Origin of the sequence: Pseudomonas sp. QE6 (genome assembly GCF_041379005.1) — a bacterium.
Classification (GTDB): Bacteria; Pseudomonadota; Gammaproteobacteria; order Pseudomonadales; family Pseudomonadaceae; genus Pseudomonas.
The window spans coordinates 2,966,347-2,990,059 of sequence record NZ_CP166873.1 but is presented as its reverse complement, the minus strand read 5'-3'; the positions used below and the strand labels follow the sequence as shown (position 1 = coordinate 2,990,059).

At 66.5% G+C, this 23,713-nt stretch carries 27 protein-coding genes; 15 read left to right on the top strand and 12 right to left on the bottom strand.

What is annotated here, in order from left to right; translation table 11 throughout:
* Nucleotides 1-300, bottom strand: coding sequence for a putative quinol monooxygenase (locus ACAW63_RS13960; RefSeq protein ID WP_371234410.1), 300 nt, complete (start codon nucleotides 298-300; stop codon nucleotides 1-3).
* Between the two features lie 169 nt (nucleotides 301-469).
* Here ACAW63_RS13960 and ACAW63_RS13955 point away from each other — a divergent pair, with 169 nt between their 5' ends.
* A complete protein-coding gene (locus tag ACAW63_RS13955; protein WP_371234408.1) occupies nucleotides 470-1,060 on the top strand; it encodes an NAD(P)H-dependent oxidoreductase in 591 nt (196 codons plus the stop codon).
* Nucleotides 1,061-1,369: 309 nt separating this feature from the next.
* Complete coding sequence (locus tag ACAW63_RS13950; RefSeq protein ID WP_152222096.1) at nucleotides 1,370-1,651, top strand: peptidylprolyl isomerase; 282 nt, start codon at nucleotides 1,370-1,372, stop codon at nucleotides 1,649-1,651.
* A gap of 46 nt (nucleotides 1,652-1,697) precedes the next feature.
* Here the strand turns inward: ACAW63_RS13950 and ACAW63_RS13945 are convergent, their stop codons facing one another.
* Nucleotides 1,698-2,330 carry a LysE family translocator gene (locus ACAW63_RS13945; protein ID WP_371234406.1) on the bottom strand — a complete coding sequence of 211 codons (633 nt, stop codon included), beginning with the start codon at nucleotides 2,328-2,330 and terminating at the stop codon, nucleotides 1,698-1,700.
* A 212-nt stretch (nucleotides 2,331-2,542) separates the two neighbouring features.
* Nucleotides 2,543-3,199: a response regulator gene (locus tag ACAW63_RS13940; RefSeq protein WP_371234404.1), complete on the bottom strand. Its 657-nt coding sequence runs from the start codon at nucleotides 3,197-3,199 to the stop codon at nucleotides 2,543-2,545.
* Between the two features lie 25 nt (nucleotides 3,200-3,224).
* Here ACAW63_RS13940 and ACAW63_RS13935 point away from each other — a divergent pair, with 25 nt between their 5' ends.
* The 3 genes from ACAW63_RS13935 (at nucleotide 3,225) to ACAW63_RS13925 (ending at nucleotide 7,178) form a co-directional block, all read left to right on the top strand.
* Nucleotides 3,225-4,985, top strand: a complete 1,761-nt coding sequence (locus ACAW63_RS13935) for an ATP-binding protein (RefSeq protein WP_371234402.1) — start codon at nucleotides 3,225-3,227, stop codon at nucleotides 4,983-4,985.
* Between the two features lie 148 nt (nucleotides 4,986-5,133).
* Nucleotides 5,134-6,258, top strand: coding sequence for a PilT/PilU family type 4a pilus ATPase (locus ACAW63_RS13930; RefSeq protein WP_371234401.1), 1,125 nt, complete (start codon nucleotides 5,134-5,136; stop codon nucleotides 6,256-6,258).
* Between the two features lie 368 nt (nucleotides 6,259-6,626).
* Nucleotides 6,627-7,178 carry a hypothetical protein gene (locus ACAW63_RS13925; protein ID WP_371234399.1) on the top strand — a complete coding sequence of 184 codons (552 nt, stop codon included), beginning with the start codon at nucleotides 6,627-6,629 and terminating at the stop codon, nucleotides 7,176-7,178.
* Here the strand turns inward: ACAW63_RS13925 and ACAW63_RS13920 are convergent.
* Complete coding sequence (locus tag ACAW63_RS13920) at nucleotides 7,175-8,080, bottom strand: YihY/virulence factor BrkB family protein (protein WP_371234397.1); 906 nt, start codon at nucleotides 8,078-8,080, stop codon at nucleotides 7,175-7,177. The genes ACAW63_RS13925 and ACAW63_RS13920 overlap by 4 nt on opposite strands.
* A gap of 164 nt (nucleotides 8,081-8,244) precedes the next feature.
* Complete coding sequence (locus tag ACAW63_RS13915) at nucleotides 8,245-8,679, bottom strand: PGDYG domain-containing protein (RefSeq protein WP_371234395.1); 435 nt, start codon at nucleotides 8,677-8,679, stop codon at nucleotides 8,245-8,247.
* 219 nt (nucleotides 8,680-8,898) lie between these two features.
* Between ACAW63_RS13915 and ACAW63_RS13910 the strand changes: the two genes are divergently transcribed.
* The 3 genes from ACAW63_RS13910 (at nucleotide 8,899) to ACAW63_RS13900 (ending at nucleotide 9,755) form a co-directional block, all read left to right on the top strand.
* On the top strand, nucleotides 8,899-9,345 hold the full coding sequence (locus tag ACAW63_RS13910; protein ID WP_371234392.1) for a hypothetical protein: 447 nt from the start codon (nucleotides 8,899-8,901) through the stop codon (nucleotides 9,343-9,345).
* An 11-nt stretch (nucleotides 9,346-9,356) separates the two neighbouring features.
* The gene (locus ACAW63_RS13905; protein WP_152222082.1) at nucleotides 9,357-9,545 is read left to right on the top strand and encodes a hypothetical protein; all 189 of its coding nucleotides are present in this window, start codon (nucleotides 9,357-9,359) and stop codon (nucleotides 9,543-9,545) included.
* Between the two features lie 81 nt (nucleotides 9,546-9,626).
* Nucleotides 9,627-9,755, top strand: coding sequence for a hypothetical protein (locus tag ACAW63_RS13900; protein ID WP_256676115.1), 129 nt, complete (start codon nucleotides 9,627-9,629; stop codon nucleotides 9,753-9,755).
* Nucleotides 9,756-10,060: 305 nt separating this feature from the next.
* Here ACAW63_RS13900 and def read toward each other — a convergent pair whose 3' ends face one another.
* Nucleotides 10,061-10,600, bottom strand: a complete 540-nt coding sequence (gene def, locus ACAW63_RS13895; RefSeq protein ID WP_371234673.1) for a peptide deformylase — start codon at nucleotides 10,598-10,600, stop codon at nucleotides 10,061-10,063.
* Between the two features lie 219 nt (nucleotides 10,601-10,819).
* On the opposite strand from def, the gene ACAW63_RS13890 reads away from it, so the two are divergent.
* Together ACAW63_RS13890 and ACAW63_RS13885 are read left to right on the top strand one after the other, a co-directional pair.
* Nucleotides 10,820-11,374 (top strand): magnesium transporter, encoded by a 555-nt coding sequence (locus ACAW63_RS13890; protein ID WP_371234390.1) that lies wholly within the window; start codon nucleotides 10,820-10,822, stop codon nucleotides 11,372-11,374.
* 201 nt (nucleotides 11,375-11,575) lie between these two features.
* Complete coding sequence (locus ACAW63_RS13885) at nucleotides 11,576-11,989, top strand: DUF5064 family protein (protein WP_371234388.1); 414 nt, start codon at nucleotides 11,576-11,578, stop codon at nucleotides 11,987-11,989.
* 5 nt (nucleotides 11,990-11,994) lie between these two features.
* On the opposite strand, the gene ACAW63_RS13880 is transcribed toward ACAW63_RS13885, so the two are convergent.
* Both ACAW63_RS13880 and ACAW63_RS13875 read right to left on the bottom strand, forming a co-directional pair.
* Complete coding sequence (locus ACAW63_RS13880) at nucleotides 11,995-12,831, bottom strand: S1 RNA-binding domain-containing protein (protein ID WP_371234386.1); 837 nt, start codon at nucleotides 12,829-12,831, stop codon at nucleotides 11,995-11,997.
* A 153-nt stretch (nucleotides 12,832-12,984) separates the two neighbouring features.
* Entirely contained in the window at nucleotides 12,985-14,757 is a 1,773-nt protein-coding gene (locus tag ACAW63_RS13875) for an ABC transporter transmembrane domain-containing protein (protein ID WP_371234384.1), read from the bottom strand.
* Between the two features lie 153 nt (nucleotides 14,758-14,910).
* Here ACAW63_RS13875 and ACAW63_RS13870 point away from each other — a divergent pair, with 153 nt between their 5' ends.
* Entirely contained in the window at nucleotides 14,911-15,111 is a 201-nt protein-coding gene (locus tag ACAW63_RS13870) for a hypothetical protein (protein WP_371234382.1), read from the top strand.
* A 154-nt stretch (nucleotides 15,112-15,265) separates the two neighbouring features.
* Nucleotides 15,266-16,366: an AI-2E family transporter gene (locus ACAW63_RS13865; RefSeq protein ID WP_371234380.1), complete on the top strand. Its 1,101-nt coding sequence runs from the start codon at nucleotides 15,266-15,268 to the stop codon at nucleotides 16,364-16,366.
* Between the two features lie 17 nt (nucleotides 16,367-16,383).
* Here ACAW63_RS13865 and ACAW63_RS13860 read toward each other — a convergent pair whose 3' ends face one another.
* Entirely contained in the window at nucleotides 16,384-17,007 is a 624-nt protein-coding gene (locus tag ACAW63_RS13860; RefSeq protein ID WP_371234378.1) for a hypothetical protein, read from the bottom strand.
* A 103-nt stretch (nucleotides 17,008-17,110) separates the two neighbouring features.
* Here ACAW63_RS13860 and ACAW63_RS13855 point away from each other — a divergent pair, with 103 nt between their 5' ends.
* Both ACAW63_RS13855 and ACAW63_RS13850 read left to right on the top strand, forming a co-directional pair.
* Nucleotides 17,111-17,797 (top strand): RNA pseudouridine synthase, encoded by a 687-nt coding sequence (locus ACAW63_RS13855; protein WP_371234376.1) that lies wholly within the window; start codon nucleotides 17,111-17,113, stop codon nucleotides 17,795-17,797.
* Nucleotides 17,798-17,992: 195 nt separating this feature from the next.
* Nucleotides 17,993-18,223: a hypothetical protein gene (locus ACAW63_RS13850; protein WP_275607910.1), complete on the top strand. Its 231-nt coding sequence runs from the start codon at nucleotides 17,993-17,995 to the stop codon at nucleotides 18,221-18,223.
* A 45-nt stretch (nucleotides 18,224-18,268) separates the two neighbouring features.
* On the opposite strand, the gene ACAW63_RS13845 is transcribed toward ACAW63_RS13850, so the two are convergent.
* Nucleotides 18,269-20,083 carry a monovalent cation:proton antiporter-2 (CPA2) family protein gene (locus ACAW63_RS13845; RefSeq protein WP_371234375.1) on the bottom strand — a complete coding sequence of 605 codons (1,815 nt, stop codon included), beginning with the start codon at nucleotides 20,081-20,083 and terminating at the stop codon, nucleotides 18,269-18,271.
* Nucleotides 20,084-20,157: 74 nt separating this feature from the next.
* Nucleotides 20,158-20,886 (bottom strand): biotin/lipoate A/B protein ligase family protein, encoded by a 729-nt coding sequence (locus tag ACAW63_RS13840; protein ID WP_371234373.1) that lies wholly within the window; start codon nucleotides 20,884-20,886, stop codon nucleotides 20,158-20,160.
* A gap of 220 nt (nucleotides 20,887-21,106) precedes the next feature.
* Here ACAW63_RS13840 and ACAW63_RS13835 point away from each other — a divergent pair, with 220 nt between their 5' ends.
* Nucleotides 21,107-22,309: a GGDEF domain-containing protein gene (locus tag ACAW63_RS13835; protein WP_371234371.1), complete on the top strand. Its 1,203-nt coding sequence runs from the start codon at nucleotides 21,107-21,109 to the stop codon at nucleotides 22,307-22,309.
* 954 nt (nucleotides 22,310-23,263) lie between these two features.
* Here the strand turns inward: ACAW63_RS13835 and ACAW63_RS13830 are convergent.
* Nucleotides 23,264-23,692, bottom strand: coding sequence for a hypothetical protein (locus ACAW63_RS13830; RefSeq protein ID WP_371234370.1), 429 nt, complete (start codon nucleotides 23,690-23,692; stop codon nucleotides 23,264-23,266).
* Nucleotides 23,693-23,713: the final 21 nt, after the last annotated feature.

Genomic DNA, 23,713 nt, shown 5'->3' with positions numbered 1-23,713 from the left:
TCAGCCCGCGAGCGGCGCCATCACCTCGACTTCCTGGATGTCGAAATCGCGGCGCAGGTAGTCCATGCGCTGCTCGTGGAATTCGCGCATGTGCGGCAGGGCGGTGTGCATGGCCAGGTGCTCGCGGCTCTGCCAGACCTCGAAGAAGGTGAACAGGCTCGGGTCATGGGCATCGCGCAGCATGTGGTACTGGACGCAGCCGTCTTCGGCGCGGCTCGGTGCGAGGTAGGCGCGGAACAGGTTCTCGAAGTCGTCGGATTTTTCCGGGCGGGTGTGGGCCTGGAGGATGAAGGCGTACATGGAGATTGGCTCCGGGATGGACGGGAAAGATTGCCTATCCTGACGCAAATCAATGCTCACCATTCGTGAGTCTCACGCACGTATCCTTTGTCCTGAAACGGGTTTTTCCGCTTCGTGCACGTCGATATCCTGCCGCCATCCAGAATTTGTCATTTCGAGAACCCCTTCGATGAAAAAGATCCTGCTGATCAATGGCGGCAAGCAGTTCGCCCATTCCGACGGCCGTTACAACGCCACCCTGCACGAGGCCGCCATCGCGTACCTCGACCGTGCCGGCTGCGACGTGAAGGAGACCTTCGTCGATGGCGGGTACGACATTGCCGAAGAAGTACAGAAGATCCTCTGGGCCGACGTGGTGATCTACCAGATGCCGGGCTGGTGGATGGGCGCGCCCTGGACCGTGAAGCAGTACCTGGACGAGGTATTCACCGCCGGCCACGGCAGCCTCTACGCCAACGACGGCCGCACCCGCTCCGACGCCTCGCAGAAGTACGGCAGCGGCGGCCTGCTGCAGGGCAAGCAGTACATGATCTCGGCCACCTGGAACGCGCCGCAGCAGGCCTTCGACGACCCGACCGATTTCTTCGAGGGCAAGGGCGTGGACGCGGTGTACTTCCCCTTCCACAAGGCCAACCAGTTCCTGGGCATGAGCCCGCTGCCGACCTTCCTCTGCGTGGATGTGATGAAGCGTCCGGACATCGAGGGCGATGTGGAGCGCTACCAGCGGCACCTGGCCGAGGTGTTCGGCATCAAGGCGTAAGGCGTCTTCCTGTAGGAGCGAGCTTGCTCGCGAACGGGTTTACCAGCCGCTCCGGTGTTGGGCGGTTCGCGAGCAAGCTCGCTCCTACAAGATCAGGCCCGCCTTGCAAGGATTCGTCAGGATGCACCTGCTCGCGTAGGAGCGGACCTTGTCCGCGATAAAATTCCCCGGCCGCTCCGGCGCAGGGCTGATTGCGGACGGAGTCCGCTCCTACGGGGAACACCCCCGCCACCGGGCGCCCGGCATTGGGTTCCGCCCGCGAATCAGCTAGGCTTCGCCCTTTCCTACTGCCTGTTCAGGAGTTATCCCATGGCCCGTGCATCCGCCCGTCACATCCTGGTTTCCAGCGAAGCCAAGTGCAATGAACTCAAAGCTGCCATCGAAGGCGGCGCCGATTTCGCCCAGGTGGCCCGCGACAACTCCACCTGCCCGTCCGGCCGCAGCGGCGGCGACCTGGGCAGCTTCCGTCCGGGCCAGATGGTCCGCGAGTTCGACCAGGTCGTGTTCAGCGCCCCGCTGAACGTCGTCCAGGGTCCGGTGAAGACCCAGTTCGGCTACCACCTGGTGGAAGTGACCAGCCGCGAGGACTGATCCGCTTCGCCCGCGCCGTGCCCGTCGCCGGGCGCGGCGCCTCCCCTCACACCGGCCCGCCCCGGGCCGCCAGCATCACCCCCAGCCCCACCAGTATCGAGCCGCACACACGCGGCATCAGGCGCTTGCCGCGCCCTTCACCCAGCACGTCGAGCAGCAGCGAGGCGAACAGCACGGCGAGCACGTCGGCGCTGGAGAACACCAGGTTGACGATCACCCCGAGGATGAAGAACTGCAGGCCCACCGGCAGGCTGGCGGCGGGGTCGACGAACTGCGGCAGGAAGGTCAGGAAGAACAGCGCGGTCTTGGGGTTGAGCATCTCCACCACGATGCTGTCGCGCAGCACCTGCGGATGCGCCTCGGCCGCTTCCTCAGCGCCTTCGAGCAGTCGGCGCTGGCCCAGGATCATCGAGCCGCCCAGCCAGATCAGGTAGGCCGCGCCGGCCAGCTTCAGCGCCAGGTACAGGGTGGGCGCATGGTGCAGCAATGCGGCGAGCCCGGCGCTGGCGGCGAGGATGTGCAGGTAGCAGCCCAGGTGGATGCCCAGCGCCGCGTGCAGGCCGGCGCGGCGGCCGTGGGCGAGGGTCTGCGAGGTCATGTAGAGGATGGCGGGGCCTGGCATGCAGGCGAAGGCCAGCGTCGCCAAGGCGAACGAGGCCCAGTAGGCAGACAGCAGCATGATCTGATCCTTCCCTTGATCGCGAGTGGTGGTCTGGCGCCTCACAAGGGAGCGGCGAGCCAGTGGCGGGAAGGTTAGGGACGCGGGCCAGCCAGGCACATACGGCAGTTGCCGTATTTTTTCCGCGCCGGGGTGGCGTTAGGCTGTCTTCCCACAGGTTGGAAGGAATCGACTACATGCGCCCCCGCACGCGTGATATGCACAGGCAAGGCTCAGGCGCTGGGGACTCCCAGGCGTACGGCGTAGGCCGTCAGTTCCGCGGGGCTGTGCAGGTCGAGTTTGCGCATCAGGTTCTCGCGATGCTTGCGCACGGTGAGCGGGCTGATGCTGAAGTGTTCGGCGATCTCCCGCGCACTGTGGCCCTGGGCGGCAAGGGTGAGAATCTGCCGTTCACGCCTGGTCAGTTGCACCGCCGCCAGCAGGTCGGCTTCATCGCGCGGGCGCACATGGGAGCCGTCGAGGATGAAACGCAGGCTGCGCGCCAGGTAGGTCTGTCCGGCACGCAGGGCGTCGATCGCCTCGAGCAGCTCGCTGGTTTCCTCGCCCTTGCTCAGGTAGCCCTGCACGCCGGCATCGAGCACCGAGCGCACGGTGGCCAGTTCGGTGTTGGCGGTGAGCACCAGGATCTTCAGGCGCGGGTGGCGCTGGCGCAGGTCGTGGATGACCTGCAGGCGGTTGAGCCCCGGCATGTTCAGGTCCAGCAGCAACAGGTCGGCCGGGCATTCATCCAGCAGCGACTGCAGGCGAATACCGTCGCCGGCCTCGCCAACCACCTCCACCGCCTCCAGGGTCGAGAGCAACAGGCGCAGTCCATCGCGCACGATGCCATGGTCGTCGGCGACCAGCACCCGCAAGCGCTTCCCTTCCATCCTTCGTCTCCTTGAGGCCATCAAAATGCACAGCAGCCCTCAGCAACGCGAACTGGTCGATCTGTTGTTTCGCCAGTCCTATGCCGTGCTGTTCGCCAACCTGGTGATACCGCTGCCGGTGCTGTACATCTTCCGCAACGCCCTGTCGCCGACGGCGATGGGGGTCTGGCTGGCCGCGCTCTACGTGCTCACGCTGGGGCGGATTGTCCTGGCACGGGCGTACTTCCGACAAGCCCCCGCGGGCACGCCGGGCAAGTATTGGCCCTGGACGGCCACGCTGCTGTCGTGGCTCAGCAGCCTGCTGTGGGGCTGGCTCGGCTGGCTGGGCTTCGCCCATGGCGACCCGCAGCTCTTCGCCTTCACCTGCATCGTGCTGACGGGGCTGGTGTGCGGCGCGGTGCCGTCGCTGTCGGCCTATCCGCCCGCCTATGTCGGTTCGCTCGCCGCCATGCTGCTGCCGCTGCTGGTGCTCTGCCTGAGCCGCCGTGACGAACAGTTCACCACCTACAGCTTCTTCATCGCCTGCCTGGCCGGGGTGAACCTGTACTACAGCCGGGTCACCTACCGCAGCCTCTGCGAAACCGTCCGCCTGCGCCTGGAGAACTCGGAGCTGGTGCAGGACCTCAAGGAGCAACGCGACCGCGCCCAGGCCGCCGACCATGCCAAGACACGCTTCCTCGCCGCCGCCAGCCATGACCTGCGCCAGCCAATCCACGCCCTGGGCCTGTTCGTCGGCGCCCTCGCCTCCCTGGCCGAGCGCGGCCCGGTGAACGCCGCCCAGGCGCGGGACATCGCCACGCGCCTGCGCGCCATGCTCGGCAACCTGGGCAGCCTGCTCAACGGCCTGCTGGACATCTCCCGACTCGACGCCGGGGTGGTGCCGCTGGCCCGCGAGCCCATCGCCCTGCGGCGGCTGTTCACCGACCTGCAACTAGAGTTCGCCGGCACCGCCAGTGAGCGGAACCTGCGCTGGCGGGTGTGCGGCAGCCGGCTTTGGGTGGACAGCGACCCAGTGCTGCTCAAGCGGATGCTGGACAACCTGCTGGCCAACGCCTTCCGCTACACCCAGAGCGGCGGCGTGCTGCTGGGCTGCCGGCGCCACGGCCAGGAGGTGGAAATCCAGGTGCTGGACAGCGGCATCGGCATCCACCCCAGCCAGCAGGAGATGGTCTTCGAGGAGTTCGTCCAGCTGCACAACGCCGAACGCGACCGCAAGCAGGGGCTCGGCCTGGGCCTGGCCATCGTTCGCCATACCGCCCGCCTGCTCGGCCACCCTCTGCGCCTGCAATCGCAGCCCGGACGCGGCTCGCTGTTCGCGGTCCGCCTGCCCCTGGTACAGGCCCCGGCTGCCAGCCCGGCCACCTGTCCCCAGGCCGAAGAGCCCGACACCGAAGGCCTGGGCATCATGGTGGTGGAAGATGAGCGCGACGTCTTGCAGGCCCTCTGCAACCTGCTGGAGGTCTGGGGGCATCGCGTCTATCCAGGCACCACCGCGCTGCACGCCTGCCAGCGGCACATCGAAGCCAGTCATCGTGGCCCGGCCCCCGTCCATCTGATCCTCACCGACTACCGGCTGGGCGCGGGGCAGACCGGCGAGGAAGCGATCCGGCGTATCCGCAGCTACCTGGCGCGCCAGGTGCCGGCGCTGATCGTCACCGGCGACACCTCCCCGGAGCGCCTCCGCGAAGCGACCGCCCACGGTTATCGCCTGCTGCACAAGCCGCTGGATACCGACCAGCTACGGGAGGCTCTGGGCGTCAGCCAGCAGCAAGCGGAAACCGCCTAGCTCCGGGATCGGGCCTCGCAATCCCTGCGGTGCGTCAACGCATGCTCTTCGTACCTTTCCTACGCTCGCGCCCTACAACCTGCGTCCCGGCTAGTCTGAATACAGACGCGCCCTCAGCAGGGCCCACCGCCGAACGAAGGATGTTCCCATGAGCAATGCCAGCGCCACCGCCCTGCCCGACGTCTTCTCCTACCTGAGCCAGCTGCCACAGAACGCCGGCTCCGACATGTTCTTCAGCGTCGGCGCGCCGCCACACATCAAGGTCGAGGGGCACAGCCGGCCGGTCGGCGAGCGCGTGCTGGCCGGTGGCGAGGTGAAGACCCTGGCCTGGCAACTGATGACGCCCGAGCAGGTGACGGAGTTCGAGCGCGACCTGGAGATGAACCTGGCGATCACCGTGCCGGAGCTCGGCCGTTTCCGCGCCAACATCTACTACCAGCGCGGCGAAGTGGCGATGGTGGTGCGGCTGATCAAGCAGGTCATCCCGGACGTGGCCAGCCTCGGCCTGCCGCCGGTCCTCGACAAGCTGGCGATGCAGGATCGCGGGCTGATCCTGGTGGTCGGTGCGGCCGGTTCGGGCAAGTCCACCACCCTGGCGAGCATGCTGGACTTTCGTAACCGTCACCGCTCCGGACATATCGTCTGCATCGAAGACCCGATCGAATTCCTCCACTCGCACCAGAAGTCGATCATCGACCAGCGCGAGGTCGGCCTGGATACCCACAGCTACGCCGATGCCCTGCGCAACGTGCTGCGCGAGGCGCCGGACGTGATCATGCTCGGCGAAATCCGCGATGCACCGACCATGCAGAACGCCCTGCACTACGCCGAAACCGGCCACCTGTGCGTGGCCACCCTGCACGGCACCAGTTGCCGCCACGCCATCGAGCGCATCACCCGCTTCTTCCCCGACGAGGCCCGGCCGCAGGTGCTCGCCGACCTGTCGCAGAACCTGCTGGCGCTGATCGGCCAGCGCCTGGTCCCCGGCACGCGCCAGCGCCGCGCGGTAGCGGTGGAGCTGATGCTGGGGACGCCGCACATCCGCGGCATCATCCAGCGCGACGAACTGCCGGAGCTCAAGGGCGCGGTGGAGCGCGCCCTGGAAAGCGGCATGCAGAGCTTCGACCAGAGCCTCTACAGACTGCTGGAGGAAGGCCGCATCAGCGTCGCCGACGCACTCAAGTTCGCCGACTCGCGCACGGACCTGGCGCTGAAGATCAAGCTGGAACGCGGGATGGACGACGACAGCGTGGGACCGGTGTTCGGCGCCTGAAACGGACGCGGACCAGGCTCCGCTCCTGCGTGGAGACTGATCGCGCTTGACCTCGGTTCAGCGCCGGCACCGTCGACGGAGCAAGGTGTAACGGCGTACAACCGCGAACGGTTGTACGCCCTACGATGCGTTGCCCCATGAACACCGGCGCGACAGATTCTCGCAGGAGCGGACTCCGTCCCCGATAGCCCCGTTCCCAGCGGCGCCAGGCAAACACTTCAGCCAGCCCCCGCGCACTGATCGATCCCCCTCGCTGCAGCCCCACTTTCGAAGCCGCTTGAGAGGCAAGCGACTATGCTGATGGCCAATAGACAGAACCGGCACGCACAGACCGGTCGAACCTTGCCATTCGCCCCTGGGGGATTTACATGGGCTTGTCTCAACCGCCTTACCTGCCGGCCATCCTGAGCCTGTCGTTGCTGCTGGCCGGCTGTTCCAGCTCCACCACCACGCCGTGCGATGCGTCCATGGGCGGACAGCGCTGCCACATCGAACGCCTGCTCTACCGGAACGACATGCTGCAGGCAAAGCTGTTGATCGCTTCCGGCGACCTGGAAAACTACGAGCTGGCGAACGCCCTGCTCGATCGCGCCCAACCCTACGATGAGCGCGGCGAGGCGAGCTTCTACAAGGCGCTGCTGAAGATCAAGGAAGGCCCGCAGGTGAACGAAGTGCTGCCGCTGCTGGAGCAGGCCGCCGATGCGGGCCAGCCCTACGCCGTGGCGCTGCTGTACAAGATCTGGTCCGAGCCCTATCTGGTGGACAAGGCCAACCCGGGCAAGGCCCTGCGCTATCAGCGGGCCTACTCGGGCCTGGACGTCGCCCGCAGCGGCTACCCCTCGTTCGAGCAGTCCCTGACAGTGGTCGACAACCTGCTGGCCCAGCCGTCCGCCCTCGCCAGCCAGCAGGTCCGGCGCTAGCGCTCGTCCGGTTCCGGCGAGGCCTGCTCGAAGGTTCGCTCGCCGGAGCTCTTGCCATGGGGCAGATGGTGCTCGATCACCGCATTGAGCTCCGCGCCCAGCAGCAATACCGCCGAGGAAATGTAGAAGTACAGGAGCAGGACAATGATGGCGCCTACGCTGCCGTACATGGCGTTGTAGTCGGCGAAGTTCTTCACGTAGAAACCAAAGCCCAGGGACGCGCAGATCCACAGCACCACCGCGAGCATCGAGCCGGGGGTGATGAAACGGAATTTCTGCTTCACATTGGGCGTGACGTAATAGATCACGGCCACCGCCATCATCATCAGCAGGACGATGACCGGCCAGCGCAGCACGCTCCACAGCAGCACCACGAAATCCTCCAGCCCCACTCGCGCGGCGATCCAGCCCATGACCTGCGGGCCGAGGATCATCAGCGCGGCGATGACCAGCAGCATGCCGACGATGCCGAAGGTGTAGAGCAGCGACAGCGGAATGCGCTTCCACGCCGGGCGCGCCTCGCGCACGTCGTACGCCGCGTTCAGCGCGGTCATCAGCGAGCGCACCGCCGCCGAGGACGACCACAGCGCCACGATGATACCGATCGACAGCAGGCCGCCCTGGCGCTGCTGCAACTGGTCGATGACCGGGTTGACCTGCTCCAGCGCCTGGGCCGGCAGTACGTAGTCGGCCTGCCCTCGCAGCCAGTCGAAGAACTCCGGCAGGTGCAGGAAGCCCAGCAGGGCGATGAGGAACAGCAGGAAGGGGAATAGCGAGAACAGCCCCTGGTAGGCCAGCGCGGCGGCGTAGGTGGGCATCTCGTCGTCGAGAAACTCCTTCACCGTCAGGCTGATCAGTTTCCAGGGCCCCAGGCTGAGCCCCCGCATGTCCACGAATCGCATCCCGCTCCGTCCTTCTGCTGGCTGCCCGCCGACCGCTGGCTGCAGGGTGGACCTGCGCGGCGCGGGCAAAGTTGCAATGACAAGCGCGGCGCAGAGCGCCCGCCACGACAGACCATAGCCGCTGGGCGGCCTTCGGTGCCAGACGGAAGTTGCTCGCGGACGACTCAGTCGGCCAGCCGATAGACCTTGGCGAAACGCTCCGCCTTCACCACGCCGAAATCCCCGGGCGCGTACTGCATGACCCAGTCGCCGGCCGCACCGGCGAGACGGTCGCCGCCCGCCGAGCGCACGAGGGTGAACGGCTCGTCCATGCGCCTGGCGAGCACCACCGCCGGGCGGTTGCGATAGGCGCCGGGCTGGCCATGGGCGAGCAGCGCGTCGGCGGGCAGGTACTTCGGGTCGAAACGCTCGCGGGAGACCACCCAGCGCTCCCCCGCCGCGCTGGTGATGATCGCATCGCCCGGCGCGTAGCGGTTCGGACCTTCGAGGCTCATCAGCTCGCCCGGCGCTGTGGCGAATTCGACGGTGACGGTTTCATCCTTGACCACGCGTTGCGCGGCGGAATCGCTGGAGAGGTCGAGTTGGGTCAGTTCGAGCATGGCAACGGCAGTGGGCCTGCCTCCGAAAGTGCGTGACGGATGAAACCGGGCCGGCGCCCGGGTCGTGCGGCCGGCCAGATTAACCGGAAAGAAAGGTCTCCGCGAGCGCGTCCCGGCGCGACGACGGGCACGTAATGCAGCCGGCAGAACGCCGCGTCATGGCCTATAAACTCCCTGGCGCTTGTGCGCCCCACTCCTATTGCCGTACAGGAAAACAGCATGCCGATCCGTCTGATCCCCCGCCTCGCCCTGCCCCTCCTGCTGCTGACCGGCCTGGCCACCCAGGCCGACGAGACCGCCGACGAAGCCAAGTTCCTCGAGGACTCCGTGGCCTACTTCGACCAGATCACCCGCACCAACCTGCCGCACCGGGTGGACAAGGTCACCACCCTCAACAGCGTACAGCTCGACCCGGCGAAGAAGATGCTGTATTACCGCTACGCGATTTCCAGTCTGCGCATGGACCAGATGGACCTGGGCGCCCGCGCCAAGTTCGAGAATGGCCTGAAATCCCAGCTGGAGAGCACCACCTGCCAGCAGACCGAACTGCTGCAGCGCTTCCGCGAACATCACCTGAGCGTGACCCACGAATACACCGGCAGCGACGGCAAGCCGCTGGCCAGCATCACCATCGACCCGCAGACCCTGAGTTGCGCCAAGAGTTGAACGCCCGCCCCATGAGCCGTGCCGACTACCACCAGGAACACGCCCAGCGCGCCGAGGCCGAAGCCCGGCGCCTGCTGGCCGAGCGCGAGGCCATGGGCGCGCGCTGGCTGCCCTGGGTGGCCACCGAGCTGTATCGCCTGACTCCGCCCCACTACGCGGCGATGGTCCGCCGCGAGCTGGAACGCCTGGCCACCGGCTGAACGGTGAAGCGGCACGCCGTGCGGAGGCTATGCTGTAGCTGTCCGCTCTCGGATCGAGGGCGTCCCGTCGGAGGACACGCCATGAAAGGTCTCGACGCGAAGAAGCAAAGCAAGAAGAAGCCGCTGAAAACCGCACACGAAAAGCGTATGGCCAAGCGGCAGAAGAAATCCGGCAAGACGCTGCTGGGCACTCCGCAGCAGCCCTCCTGAGGGCCAGCCCCTCGTCACGCGGATAGCCTTGGGAGAGGCTATCCGCTTATCGAATTCCACCCCGCCCGTCCTTGAAGCCTAGGGCGTATAACGTTCGACGTCATACGCCGTTTGACCTTGGCCTCGGATCGCTCCGGGGCCCTGCACTGAGCCACCGACAAGGCACTTCGATCCCAGCCATGGCGCGGCCATTGCGTGCGGTGTATCGGCGTACAACCGCGAACGGTTGTACGCCCTACGGGAACATCCGCTCCTACGAAAGCGCAGTCACCGTCAGGACGATGCGGTTCGATGGACGGCCGGTTTCAGTCATCCGCCTTCGGATCGAGCCCCGGGAACAGCACCTCGGTAAAGCCGAACTTGCTGAAGTCGGTGATCCGCGACGGATACAGCCGGCCGATCAGGTGATCGCACTCGTGCTGCACCACGCGGGCGTGGAAACCCTCGACGCTGCGGTCGATCGGCTGCCCCTGCGGGTCGACGCCCTGGTAGCGGATCGAACGGTAGCGGTTCACCGCACCGCGCAGGCCGGGGACCGACAGGCACCCCTCCCAACCCTCCTCCAGTTCCTCGCCCAGCGGCGTGATCACCGGATTGAGCAGAATGGTCGGCGGCACCGCCGGGGCATCCGGATAGCGCTCGCTGCGCTCGAAACCGAAGATCACCAGTTGCAGGTCCACGCCGATCTGCGGAGCGGCCAGGCCGACGCCGCCGACCTGGTGCATGGTCTCGAACATGTCGTCGATCAGCGTCTGCAGCTCCGCGCTGCCGAACATCGACGCGGGCACCGGCGGCGCCACGCGCAGCAGGCGTTCGTCACCCATCTTGAGAATCTCGCGGATCATCTCGCCCTCGCCCTGAGTCTCGCTGGAAAGCGGCATCCTCGGCCATGCGCGGGCATCGCGCAAGCCAGGTGACCATTGGGCCCTCGCGCCACGGAGGGCACGCCGGCGGTGCTAGACTCAATCCTGACGAAATTCAGCAAATGGCGGCGATCTGTCGAAAATCACGGCAAATCGGTGTCAAACCCAGGGGGTATGACCGGTTGGGGGCGGAGGTTCGTCATGAACAGGCATTACTACATCAGCGACAACCTGGACGACCTGGAAACCGTCGAACAGGAACTGGCGCAAAGCGGCATCAGCATGGAGCAAATGCACGTATTGAGCGATCAGGATGCCGAGTTGAAGGACCATCGGCTGCATCAGGTGCCGTCGATGATGAAACAGGACGTGGTGCACTGGGGCAAGATCGGTCTGCTGATCGGCGTCGCGCTGGCGGTGCTGGTTCTGCTGACGGGCTACCTGAGCGGCTGGACGCAGTCCGCCGCGGGCTGGATTCCGGTGCTGTTCCTCGCCGCGGTGCTGCTGGGCTTCAGCCTGTGGGAAGGCAGCTTCGTCGGCCTGCAGCGCCCCAGTGGTGACGTGCGCCGCTTCGAGCCCAGCCTGCATGCGGGCCAGCATGTGTTCTTCGTCGACGTGAAACCCGACCAGGAACCCCTGCTGGACATGGTGGTGCGCAGCCACCCGCGCCTGGAAATCGCCGGCTTCGGTTCGGCCATGCCGAGTTGGCTGGTCTCCGTCGAGCACGCCTGGAATCGCTTCCGTCACATGATGTGACGCGTGGGCGCCTCCCGTTCCGCGCCGCCCGCGCGCCGCGGACGGGCGTCCTGCGGCTGGAATCGGCCCTCCTTGATTCAAATCAGACCGACGAGCGCGCCCAACCTCGAAACTAGGTCTTGGACACCGCGTGCATCGAGCGTCACGTCAGGCCACGCTTTCACGCCGGCTTGCGGCGCCAGCACTCGTCAGGAGGCCCCTATGACCCGCCCCACCCAGGTCATCATTCGATCCATCCCGGGCATCGACCGCCAGCAGTACCTCATCCGCCTGAGCTACCAGGTGGAGAATCCGGCCAGCCGCGACGCGCGGGTGAGATTCCAGCTGGACGGCGAGATCGACGGCCAGCCGTTCAAGGATGACTTCGAGCTGCCCGGCGACATCGCCTTCAACTTCGCCAGCAGCGCCACCCGCCTGCTGCGCCGCCACGGCCTGCGCCAGCGCCCGGGGCCGGTGATGCGCTTTCGCAAGGAACACGATCAGGTCTTCGACGACCTGCGCCACCTGCTCAGGGCCGAACCCGGCAGACCGGTGGACCTGCAGCGCATGGCGTCGCTGGCGCCGGTGCAACCGCGTTGCGCGGTGGCCGAATCCATCGTGCGCGGGCGCGGCTAGACCGTTCAGACCAGCTCGATGCCGTCGTCGAGGATGACGATCAAGCCCTGCTTGTACAGGCCGCCGATGGCCTTCTTGAAGTTGCCCTTGCTGACGCCGAACTGCTGCGCGATCAGCTCCGGCGGGCTCTTGTCGCTGAGGGCAAGTTTGCCGCCGGCCTCGCGCAGAGCCTGGAGAATCTGTTCGCTCAGCGCGTCGGAAAGCCCCGCGCCGGCCGGTTGCAGGCTCAGGCTGATCTTGCCGTCGGCGCGCATTTCCTTGATGTAGCCGGTCTCGCGCAGGCCGTTGCGCATGAACTTGAAGACTTCGTTCTTGTGGATCAGGCCCCAGTGCTTGCCGTCGATGATGGCCTTGTAACCCAGGTCGGTACGCTCCACGACGAGCAGGTCCACCTGCTGGCCGGCCTTGTAGCGGGCCGGGGTGTTGTCCAGGTAGCGATCCAGGCGCGCGGTGGCGGTGATGCGGCGGGTGCGCTCGTCGAGGTAGACGTAGACCACGCAGTAGTCGCCGACCTGCAGCGGGCGCTTCTCTTCCGAGTGAGGCAGCAGCAGGTCCTTGGGCAGGCCCCAGTCGAGGAACAGGCCGACGCGGTTGACCTCCACCACCTTGAGGCTGGCAAAGCCGCCGACCTGCACCTTGGGCTTCTGGGTGGTGGCGATCAGACGGTCTTCGCTGTCGAGGTAGATGAACACGTTGAGCCAGTCGCCCACTTCGGTGGGTTCGTTCTTCGGCACGTAACGCTTGGGCAGCAGGATTTCGCCGTGGCTCTCCCCATCCAGGTAGAGACCGAAATCGGTGTGCTTGGCCACCTGCAACGAATTGAACCGACCTATGACTGCCATGACGCTTACCTCGTGAACGGGGCGGGCATTCTACGCGCAATGGCGCCAGGATGCGCCTTCGGCCGCCGAACGCCGCAGGATGGTAGGAGCGAGCTTGCTCGCGAACTCACACCGGCGGCTCCGGTATCAGACGGTTCGCGAGCAAGCTCGCTCCTACAGGTTCTGTTCCGCCTGACCGAACTGTAGCTCGGCCAGCCGCGCATACAGCGGGCTGCTGGTCACCAGCTCGGCGTGCCGCCCCAGCGCCACCAGCCGGCCGTGATCGATCACCGCGATACGATCGGCGTTCAGCACCGTGGCCAGCCGGTGCGCGATCACCAGTGTGGTGCGGCCGCTCATCAGCCCCGGCAGGGCTTGCTGGATCAGGTGTTCGCTTTCCGCGTCGAGCGCGCTGGTGGCTTCGTCCAGCAGCAGGATCGGCGCGTCCACCAGCAGCGCGCGGGCGATCGCCAGGCGCTGGCGCTGGCCGCCGGAGAGTCCCTGGCCGCTCTCGCCCAGGTGGGTCTGGTAGCCCTGCGGCAAACGCAGGATGAATTCGTGGGCATGGGCCGCGCGGGCGGCGGCTTCGACGTCGGCGTCGGAAGCAGCGGGCCGGCCGTAGCGGATGTTCTCCTCCACGCTGCCGAAGAACAGCGCCGGGTTCTGCGACACCAGGGCGTAGTTGCGGCGCAGGTCGGCGGGGTCGAGCTGGGCGATGGGCTGGCCGTCGATGCGGATGCAGCCTTGCTGCGGATCGTAGAAGCGCAGCAACAGGTCGAACAGCGTGGATTTGCCGGCGCCGGAGGGCCCGACCAGCGCCAGGGTTTCCCCCGCCTCGACGCGCAGGTCGATGCTGTCGATGGCCCACTGTTCCGGGCGCGAGGGATAGGCGAAGCGCACCCCTTCCAGCGAGAGGCTGCCGCTGACTCGCTGCGGCAGTTGCAGCACGTCGCTGGCTGGCCTGTGGATATCGCTGCGCGCCCGCAACAGCTCGGCGATGCGCTCGGCCGCACCGGCGGCACGCTGCAGCTCGCCGATCACCTCGCTCAAGGTGCCGAAGGCCATGCCGACGATCAGGCTGTAGAACACGAAGGCCGCCAGCTCGCCGGCGGTGATCCGTCCGGCGATCACGTCCATGCCGCCGACCCAGAGCATCACGCCCACCGCGCCCAGCACCAGCAGGATCACCACGCTGACCAGCCAGGAGCGCTGCATGATACGCCGCCGCGCGGTATCGAAAGCCTGCTCGACGGTGGCGCCGAAGCGCTGACGATCCTGCGCCTGGTGGTTGTAGGCCTGCACCGTCTTGATCTGCCCGAGAGTCTCGCCGACGTAGCTGCCGACATCGGCGACGCGGTCCTGGCTCAGCCGCGACAGGCTGCGCACACGGCGGCCGAACAGCAGGATCGGCGCGATCACCAGGGGCAGCGCGGCGACCACGATGCTGGTCAGCTTGGCATTGGTGACGAACATCAGCGCCACGCCGCCGATCAGCATCAACGTGTTGCGCAGCGCCATCGACAGCGACGAGCCGATCACCGTCTGCAGCAGCGTGGTATCGGCGGTCAGGCGCGACTGGATTTCCGAGGCGCGGTTGTTCTCGTAGAAGCCCGGATGCAGCTCGATCAGGTGGTCGAACACCCGCCGGCGGATGTCGGCGACGAAGCGCTCGCCAATCCACGACACCAGGTAGAAGCGCACGAAAGTGCCCACCGCAAGCCCCGTCACCAGGACGAAGAAGACCCCGATGGCCCGGTTGAGCAGCGGCTCGGACTGGGTGACGAAGCCCTGATCCACCAGCATGCGGATACCCTGCCCCAGCGACAGGGTGATCGCGGCGGTGAACAGCAGGGCGACCAGCGCCCCCAGGGCGCGCCAGCGATACGGGGCGAGGAACGAACGGGCCAGGCGCAGGGCGTTGCGCTGACGGGACGACAGCAGGGGCATGGACGACTCGATGCGCGCATCAGGACCCTCGAGCGTAGCACCCCGGATGCCGCACAGGGCGACGACCGACGCGGCTTGGAACCATTCATGCCATTAGCGCCCCTAAGGATGCTCATTTCGTGTACAATGGGCGGCCAATTTGCGAAGACAGGTATGGCAGACATGACCTCCAAGCCCTCCACCCGCCAGAAAGCCGCTCCCAAGGCCCCCGCAGCGACCGCCACCAGCGAGTCCCTGGAAGCCCAGATTGCCGCCTTCCTGAAGTCCGGCGGCGAGATCCAGCAGATCGCCAAGGGCGTCACCGGTCAGAACTACGGCGCACCGAGCCGCCACATCAGCCTCGGCAAGAAGTAACCCCCCTTTCGGCAAGCCTGCCGGCCCCCGGCAGGCTGCCCGTTTCCCCACGCAATTCCCGCCATCTTTTATTGCCTCCACGCCTTGCTCTCGGGCAGAGTCCGCCAATAGTCAGGACCTGGCCACCCCGGCCACCGTTGCAAGGAGCCCCTCGATGTTGCCCCCGCCCCCGGAAAAGCTGCTGTCCCGCAACCTGCTGGATGTGCTCATCCGCGCCGGTCTGATTCTGCTGCTGGCCCTCTTCTGCTTTAGGATCTTCCACCCCTTCCTCGACCTGATGCTGTGGTCGGTGATCCTCGCCATCACCCTCTACCCGCTGCACCAGATGTGCAGCCGCGCCCTGGGCGAACGGCCGAACAGCGCGGCGACGCTGATCGTGCTGCTGGGCCTGGTGATCCTGCTGGTGCCGGTGGTGGTGATCGGCCTGTCCATGGCCGAGTCCGTGCGCGACCTGGTGCAGGCGATCCAGAACCGCACCCTGCAGATTCCGCTGCCACCGGACTCGGTACAGAACTGGCCGGTGATCGGGCAGTACGTCTTTCGCTTCTGGCATCGCGTGGCCACCGACTTCATGGGCGTCGCGCACCAACTGGCTCCGCATCTGCAAGGCGTGGCGAAGAAGATCGCCGGCCAGGCGGCGGGCGTCGGCATGGGGTTGATGCAGTTCCTCGCCGCCTTCGTCATCGCCGGCGTGATCATGGCCTACGGCGCGCTGGGTAGCCGCACCGCCTGCGACATCGCCATCCGTATCTCCGGCCCGGAGCGCGGCCCCGGCCTTGCCGAACTGTGCACCGGGACCATCCGCGCGGTGGCCCAGGGCGTGGTGGGCGTGGCCTTCATCCAGACCATGATCCTCGGCCTCGGCTTCATCGTCATGGGCATCCCCGGCGCCGGCCTGCTGTCCCTCGGCGTACTGCTGCTGGGCATCACCCAGCTGCCGGTCGTGCTGATCACCCTGCCAGCGATCATCTACGTGTTCATGACCGGCGACTCGCTGCTGGTGAGCATCCTGTTCACCGTCTGGACCGTCATCGGCGGCCTCAGCGACAACGTGCTCAAGCCGCTGTTGTTCGGCCGCGGCGCCAAGGTGCCGATGGCCGTGATCCTCATCGGCGCCCTGGGCGGCATGCTCAGCAACGGCATCATCGGCCTGTTCGTCGGCCCGGTGGTCCTGGCCCTGGGCTACGAGCTGTTCATGTCCTGGGTGCGCGAGCGCGAAACGCTGGCCGAGCCGCCCACCACCCCGTCGCCCTGAAGCGCCCCCGCCGGGCCTCAGGGCAGCGCGACCATCTCCTTCAGCGTCACCGCCCAGGTCCCTTTCGGATTGAGGTAGCGGTAGCCGAACCGCGAACCGTTGGCGCGGGCCGTCAGCACCGCGTTCCAGGCCAGGCCGCGCTGCAGGTCATGGGCCGGATCGAGGAGGAAGAACGCCTCCTCGCTCATGCCCACCGCCAGCCCCCAATGGCGGATGTCGCTGTCCTTGCGGCCGTGGAAGCCCAGCACCACCGGGACGTTCGCCTCCAGGTGCCGACGGGTCAGCTCGACCATGCGCCGACCGCTGCCCCGTACGACCTGGAACTCCTTGTCGCTGATCACCTTGAGCAGCTCCAGCAGATCGTCACCGGTGGTGCCGACGCGGATCAGCGTCTCGCGCTGCTCCAGCGCCTGCATCAGGCGGCCATAGCGCGTGCGCGAATCCACCGGTGCCAAGCCCTTGGCCTGGCGGCGGCCCAGCTGGTTGCGCGCCAGCATCGCCATCACCAGGCAATAGGGGCCGCAGGCACCGTCCATGTCGCCCTGGCGCAGGTGCACCTTGTCGCCGCGTTTGTTGATCAGGCCGCCACTGCCGCTCTCGTCCACATCCCAGTGCAGCCCGTCGATCAGGGTTATCCGCATCGTTCCGTCCCCGTCCGTTTGTAGGTCTGACCGGCAGGTGTGCGGATCATTCCAGTGGCTTGCGGTTACAATGGTGCCCCTTTTCCTGCTGCGGTCTTCCGTCATGTCCGAACCCATCCGCCTGTCCAAGCGCCTCGCCGAGCTGCTGCCCTGCTCGCGCCGCGAAGCCGAGCTGTACATCGAAGGCGGCTGGGTGACGGTGGATGGCGCGACGGTGGAAGAGCCACAGTTCAAGGTCGACGCCCAGCACATCGCACTGCTGCCCGGCGCCATGCCCGAGCCCCTGCCGCCGGTCACCCTGCTGCTGCACAAGCCCGCCGGCTACAGCGTCGAGGATGCGGTGGCCCTGCTGCGGGAGGAGCAACGCTGGAGCGACGATCCCTCGTCGCAACGCCTGTTGCGCAAGCACTTCCGCCAGCAACGCCCGACCACCCCGCTGGAAGACGGCGCCAGCGGCCTGCTGGTGTTCACCCAGAACTTCGGCGTCATTCGCAAGCTGATGGACGATGCCGCGCGGGTCGAGCACGAGTACGTGATCGAAGTCAGCGGCGAGCTGGATGCCCATGGCCTGAAGCAGATGGTCCAGGGCCTTCCGCTGAAGGCCAGCTGGCAGAGCGAGCAGCGCCTGCGCATCGCCGGCAAGCAGGTGCGCCCGGGGCTGATCGGCAAGCTGTGCCGGGAAGCCGGGCTGCGCGTCGAGGCGATCCGCCGCATCCGCCTGGGCGGCGTGGCCATGGCCAAGCTGCCGGTCGGCCACTGGCGCTACCTGCAGCCGGGCGAACGTTTCTAAGGGGCGCTCCGGGCTCCCCGTGCAACGTGGGGAGCCGCTCTGGTACGCCGTTTTGCGCTGCTATCGATGGCATCGATAGTGAACAGCAGGCACTTTCAGTTCTCTTCGCCGGGCCCAGGCGGCATCTTCACCCCATCAGCTCGCAGGAACCCGAAACCCGCGACATTCGCCCACGGCTCTAACGAGGATTGGATCATGCAAATCGTACTGGACTTCCTGCTGCTGGTTGGCTCCCTGGTGGAGCTGCTGCTCTACGTCGTCCTGGCCAGCGTGATCCTGGCCACCGTCGTGCTGGCCAGCGTGGTCGCAGTGCTGACCCTGCGTTCGCCGGGTCAACCGATCACCATTCCCGAACGTCGCCGGCCGCAGGTCCGCAAGCCGCGTCCGGCCCTCGTGCAACAACCGGCACTGGCGAAGGCGGCCTGAGGCCGCCCCCACCACTGAGCCTGTCGGGGGCAATCGCGCCCGGCTTCAGGAATGGCCGATGCCCTGGTCTTCCAGGTGGTCCGCCTCGAACAAGGTCTCCAGCTCCTTGCGCGCCTCGCGGGCGGTCTGGATCACCGCCTTCTCGTCGTCGTACACACGGTACTGGGCCATCAGCACCGCTTCGTCGTGGCGCTTGAAGCGGCGGATACGCGCCGCGACCTGCTCCTCGCTCAACCCAAGTCCGGTCAGCAGCAGTCGGCTCATCTCCAGGCTGGAGTGGAAGGTCTCGCGCACCGGGTTGGCATCGGCATCGAGCAGGTGGTAGACGTGCTGGCGGTTGCGCGCACGGCCGATGATCTTCATGTGCGGGTAGAGCTTGCGCACCAGCCGCGCGGTCTCGATGTTGGTCTGCGGATCGTCGGTGGCGACCACGAAGAACTCGGCCTTTTCCACCTGGGCGGCGCGGAGGATTTCCGGGCGCAGCGGGTCGCCGTAGAAGATCGGGATGTTGCCGTAGCTGCGGGTCAGTTCGATGGTGTCCACCGAGGTGTCCAGCGCGACGAAGGGCACGCCCTGGGCGCGCATGATACGGGCGACCACCTGGCCCATCCGGCCCATGCCGGCAATCACCACGCGGGGCGCGTCGTCGGGCAACTGGCGGTATTCCGGCGGCGGCTCGCGCAGGGCAGCCGGCTTGGGCTTGATGTTGCGCGCCAGGGCCAGCACCAGCAGCGGTGTCATCGCCATCGACAGGGTGATGCCCAGCACCAGCAGCGCATGCAGGTCGGCATCCATCAGGCCCTGGGCCCGCGCCAGCTTGAATACCACGAAGGCGAACTCGCCGCCGGCCCCCAGCAGCACGCCCAGGCGTAGAGCCGAGACCTTGTCCAGCCCACCGGCTAGGCGACCGATGAGAAACAGCAGCGGCAACTTGATGCCCACCAGCAGCAGGGTCAGGCCGATCACCCGCAACGGCTCGCTCTGCAACAGGCTGAGGTCGGCGCTCATGCCGACGCTGATGAAGAACAGCCCCAGCAGCAGCCCCTTGAACGGCTCGATCTGCGCTTCCAGTTCGTGACGGTATTCCGAGTCCGCCAGCAGCAGGCCGGCGAGGAAGGCGCCCAGGCCCATGGACACCCCCGCCTCCTCCATCAGCCAGGCAGTGCCCACCACCACCAGCAGCGCGGTGGCGGTAGACAGGTCGGCCTGGCCGGTACGCGCCACCGAGCGGAACACCGGACGCAGCAGGAAGCGCCCGCCGATCACCACCACGGCGATGCTGCCGACCACTTCCATGACATGCGCCAGGTCGCCGCCGGCCGCCGCGGAATCGGCGCGCGCGCCCAGCAGCGGGATCATGGCAATCAGCGGGATGGCCGCGATGTCCTGGAACAGCAGGATGGCGAAGGCCAGGCGGCCATAGGGGCTGTTCAGTTCCTTGCGCTCGGCGAGGATCTGCAGGCCGAAGGCGGTGGACGACAGGGCCAGGCCGCCGCCGATCACCACCGCGGCGTTCACCGGCAGGTCGAACGCCAGCACGCCGAGGCTGCCCAGCGCCAGCGCGGTGAGCAGCACCTGGGCCAGGCCCACGCCGAACACCTGCTTGCGCATTACCCACAGGCGCTTGGGCGAAAGCTCAAGGCCGATGATGAACAGCAGCAGCACCACGCCCAGCTCGGACAGGCTGGCGACGCTTTCCGGGTTGTCGATCAGCCCCAGCAGCGAGGGGCCGATGAACACGCCGGCCAGCAGGTAGCCGAGCACGGCCCCCAGCTGCATGCGCTTGGCCAGCGGCACCATGAATACCGCAGCGAGCAGGAAGACCACTGCCGACTGCAGGTAATTCGTCCCATGTTCCATGTATCAAGACTCCTTGGAAGGGGCGGGGCGAAACGAAGCCCCACCCACGTCGTTCAAATCCGGCAGCTTTCGATTCAAGTGCCTTCGAATCCGGCATCGAGGGCCACGCCCTCGGCCAGCAGGTGGCGCTGGAACTGCCCGGCCAACGCTTCCACCTGGCCCCACGGCTGTGCGTGACGCTCGTCCAGCGCCACATGGCTGGCGGCGCGGCAGCGCGCGTCGAGCCCGCAGTCCTGGTAGAAGGCGTTCACCACCTCGACCATCGGCTCCCGCTGGTTCTCCATCAGGATCGCGCCATGGGCGAGCACCACGTAACGGCCATCGCTGGGGCGGCGGCGCCAGCGCTGGGCGGTGCCTACCAGTTTCCGCCCCGCCAGGTTGACGTTGTAGCGACCGTCGCAGAAGGCCCCTTCCACCTCGCCCAGCCCCGGGTCCAGGCCGAGCGCGGCCAGCCAGTCGCAAAGCGGCTGGCACAGGCGCTGGTAGGCGGTTTCGATGCGCGTCTGTTCATTGTCCGTAGGCGGAATCGCATAGACCAGGGCGACGTTGAGCACGGCGGGCGATTGCGGCACCGGCTCGCCGCCGGTATCGCGCAGGGCGATGGGCCAGCCCAGGCCGGCGCAGGTCTGTTCCGCCGTGCTGAAACCGTCCAGTCGGCTGAGCCGGCGCGGCATCACCAGCGCCTGCTGAAGCGGGCGCCAGAACAGCAGTCCGCTGTCCCGACCGCCATGGAAGGCATGGTCCAGCAGGGCTCGTTCGGCATCCAGGCCCTCTTCCACCGGCAGGCGTTGCACTCTGTTCATGACCGATTCCTTCAGCATTCCAGGGGGGCGGACTATGCCCGCAGCAGGCGAATCCGACAATGATCAGAGACGGGTAGTTGCGGCCATAGCGACTTTTCGAAGGTAGCTTCAGTGTGCGGCAGTGAACAACCCGAGCACTTCTTTCCCCCCATGCCACGACAGTGCCATCACCGCTGTCTATTCTCCAACTGCCCGAATGGGCCAGGGAGGGGCGGTAATAGTGTCCAGGACATGGCTCCAGCAGTTGCAGCACTCCATCGCCGTGAATGACGCGATGGCGTTGCCGGTTGCCCGGGAAAACCTGCGACGGCTGTATTTCGCCTCGGCGTTCGCCGTGGCTTTCGATCTAATCCACATCCTGGTGTTCTGGCTCAACCTGCAGGGCTCCGCCCCGGAGCACGACGGCTGGCGCCTGGACATCATCCGTATCCACGCCACCATCGCCGTCCTGTTCAGCGCCCTGGGCCTGCTCGCCTGGCTCGCCTCCCGCCCCCAGCGCAATGCACCGCTGTGGTACATGAAACTCCTGAGCCTGCTGGCCAGCACCGTCCTGCTCGGCTTCGGCATCGCCATCACCGGCGCGGACCAGCAGGTCACCAGCAGCATCACGCCCTTCCTGATGAGCTCCGTGGGTGCAGCCCTGATCATCCTGATGCGCCCACGCCATGCCATCACCCTCTACATCCTCGCCCTCAGCGCCTTCGAAGTGACGATGATGCTCACCCAGTCGACCCCGGAGCTGCGCCTGTCCAACCAGATGGGCGGGCTGACCATCTGCGGCATCGGCCTGATCCTGTCGCTGATCCTCTGGCATGGTCACGTACGCAACCTGCGTCAGCGCCAGTTCCTCCGCCAGCAGCGGCAGGAACTGGAAGAGAAGAACCGCCAGCTGGAATACCTCGCCGGCCATGATCCGCTGACCGGCCTGTTCAACCGGAGGCAGTTCGACCAGTTGGTGACCATGGAGCTGTCACGGGTATCCCGGCAGCCTGCGCCGGTCAGCCTGCTGATGGTGGACCTGGATCATTTCAAGTTCATCAATGACCGCTATGGCCACCCATTGGGCGACGAAGTGATCCGCCATGCCGCCAACCTGTTGCGCAACTACACCCGCAGCGGCGACAGCGTGGCGCGGCTGGGCGGGGAGGAGTTCCTGCTGCTGTTGCCCGACACGGGCCAGTCGCAGGCCCGCAACATCGCCGAGAAGGTCCGCAAGCTGTTGGAAGAAACCCCGCTGCCGATGAAGGACGGCCTGCTCTACCTGACCGCCAGCTTCGGCATCGCCAGCCTGGAGGCCGGCATACCCGGCACCTACGAGCTGCTCTACGCTGCCGCGGACAAGGCGCTGTACCGGGCCAAGGCCAGCGGGCGCAATCGGGTGGAGTTGATCGAGGTGGGGGCGCAGATGGGGACGTTTGATTGAAGGCTGGGTAGCGTTACATCCTCCGGCCGTCCTCACGCCTGCTGCTCTACGTAGGAGCGGGCGATGCTTTTCTTTGGGTGTTCAGCGTCGCTGACGTGTGGGCTGGAAGATTTTGTTTCGCCCCTCGGGCGAGTCACTTTCTCAAACGACGGATGGCCGCCCCCAAGAAAGTAACCCAAGGGCTCGTCCCGACATCCGGGCCCGGCTTCGCCGGACTGATTCGCTTCGCTCACCCTTCGGGCCAGACTTCGGCTGTTACTGCGCTGCGCTCCGTTTCCCTCCTTCCGGCATTGCTCCGAGGGTCGGCATAGAAGGGCCATCCCTGGCCCTCTTAGCGGGGACGCCTAGTTCTTGCTCGCGAACAGAATTACCCGACCACATCAGCGTCAGGCGGTTCGCGAGCAAGCTCGCTCCTACAGGTTGGCGATAAACCCAGACGCTTCCCTGTCAGCACGGATTCCGTCGCGATGGATTTCGCGGACAAGGGCTAGGCGCCCCCGTCTCTCCTACGGGAGCAAAAGCAGCGCGGAGCAAGACGCTCCGCACTAGCTCTCGAAGACTTCCAGCGAAATCTCCGCACGCACCGGAACGCCCCTTCAGGAGGCCGAGCGGAATCGGAGTTTCAGGGGTTGAGCGGCATGGATGCCGCGAGAGCCGCGATGGGCCAGGGATGGCCCTTCGCGGCGGGCCCCTGAAACTTCGATGGAGCGAGGGGAGTCTCGCGAAGCGAGCCCCGGATGATGGGGCAAGACCTTTTGGTTCCTTTTGTGTCGTTTGACAAAAGGGACTCGCCCGAGGGGGCGAAACAAAATCTCTCAGCACACGCCGAAGCGGCGCATACACACCCAACCCAAGAGCATCGCGGACAAAGTCCGCGCCTACGAAAACCGTGTAGGAACGGAGCCTGTCCGCAATTCCGATGAGGGCGCCGCAGATAGGATTATGTAGGAGACCTTACGGCGCGCTGTACTTGCGCGTCAGCCCCGGCGGCACGCCGGTGCTGTCGGTCTCGGTCCAGGGCCCTTGCGGCCCGACGCTCCAGTACCAGCCGTTATCCCAGTGGTAGTAGGTGCGCTGGCGGTAATAGGTGTCTTTCTGCCCCTGCATCACATAGACCCCCAGGCTGGCATCCCAGCGGCCCTTGCCGCCGGGCGGCGGGGCGAACTGGGGCGGGCGCTTGGAGGTCGGCTGTTGCTTGCTCGGCTGCGGGGTGATCGGCGAGGAGGATGACTTGACCGGCGGCTTGGTGGTCGTGGTGCCCGGCTGCGTCGGCGCCGTGGTCGGCCCCGAGGGATACTCCGATGGCTCCTCCGGCTGCGGCGGTTGCACCACGCAGCCACCCAGTACCAGCAAGGCGCTCAACGCCAGCAATCTAACCTTCATCACCCTACCCTCTCCTCTCAG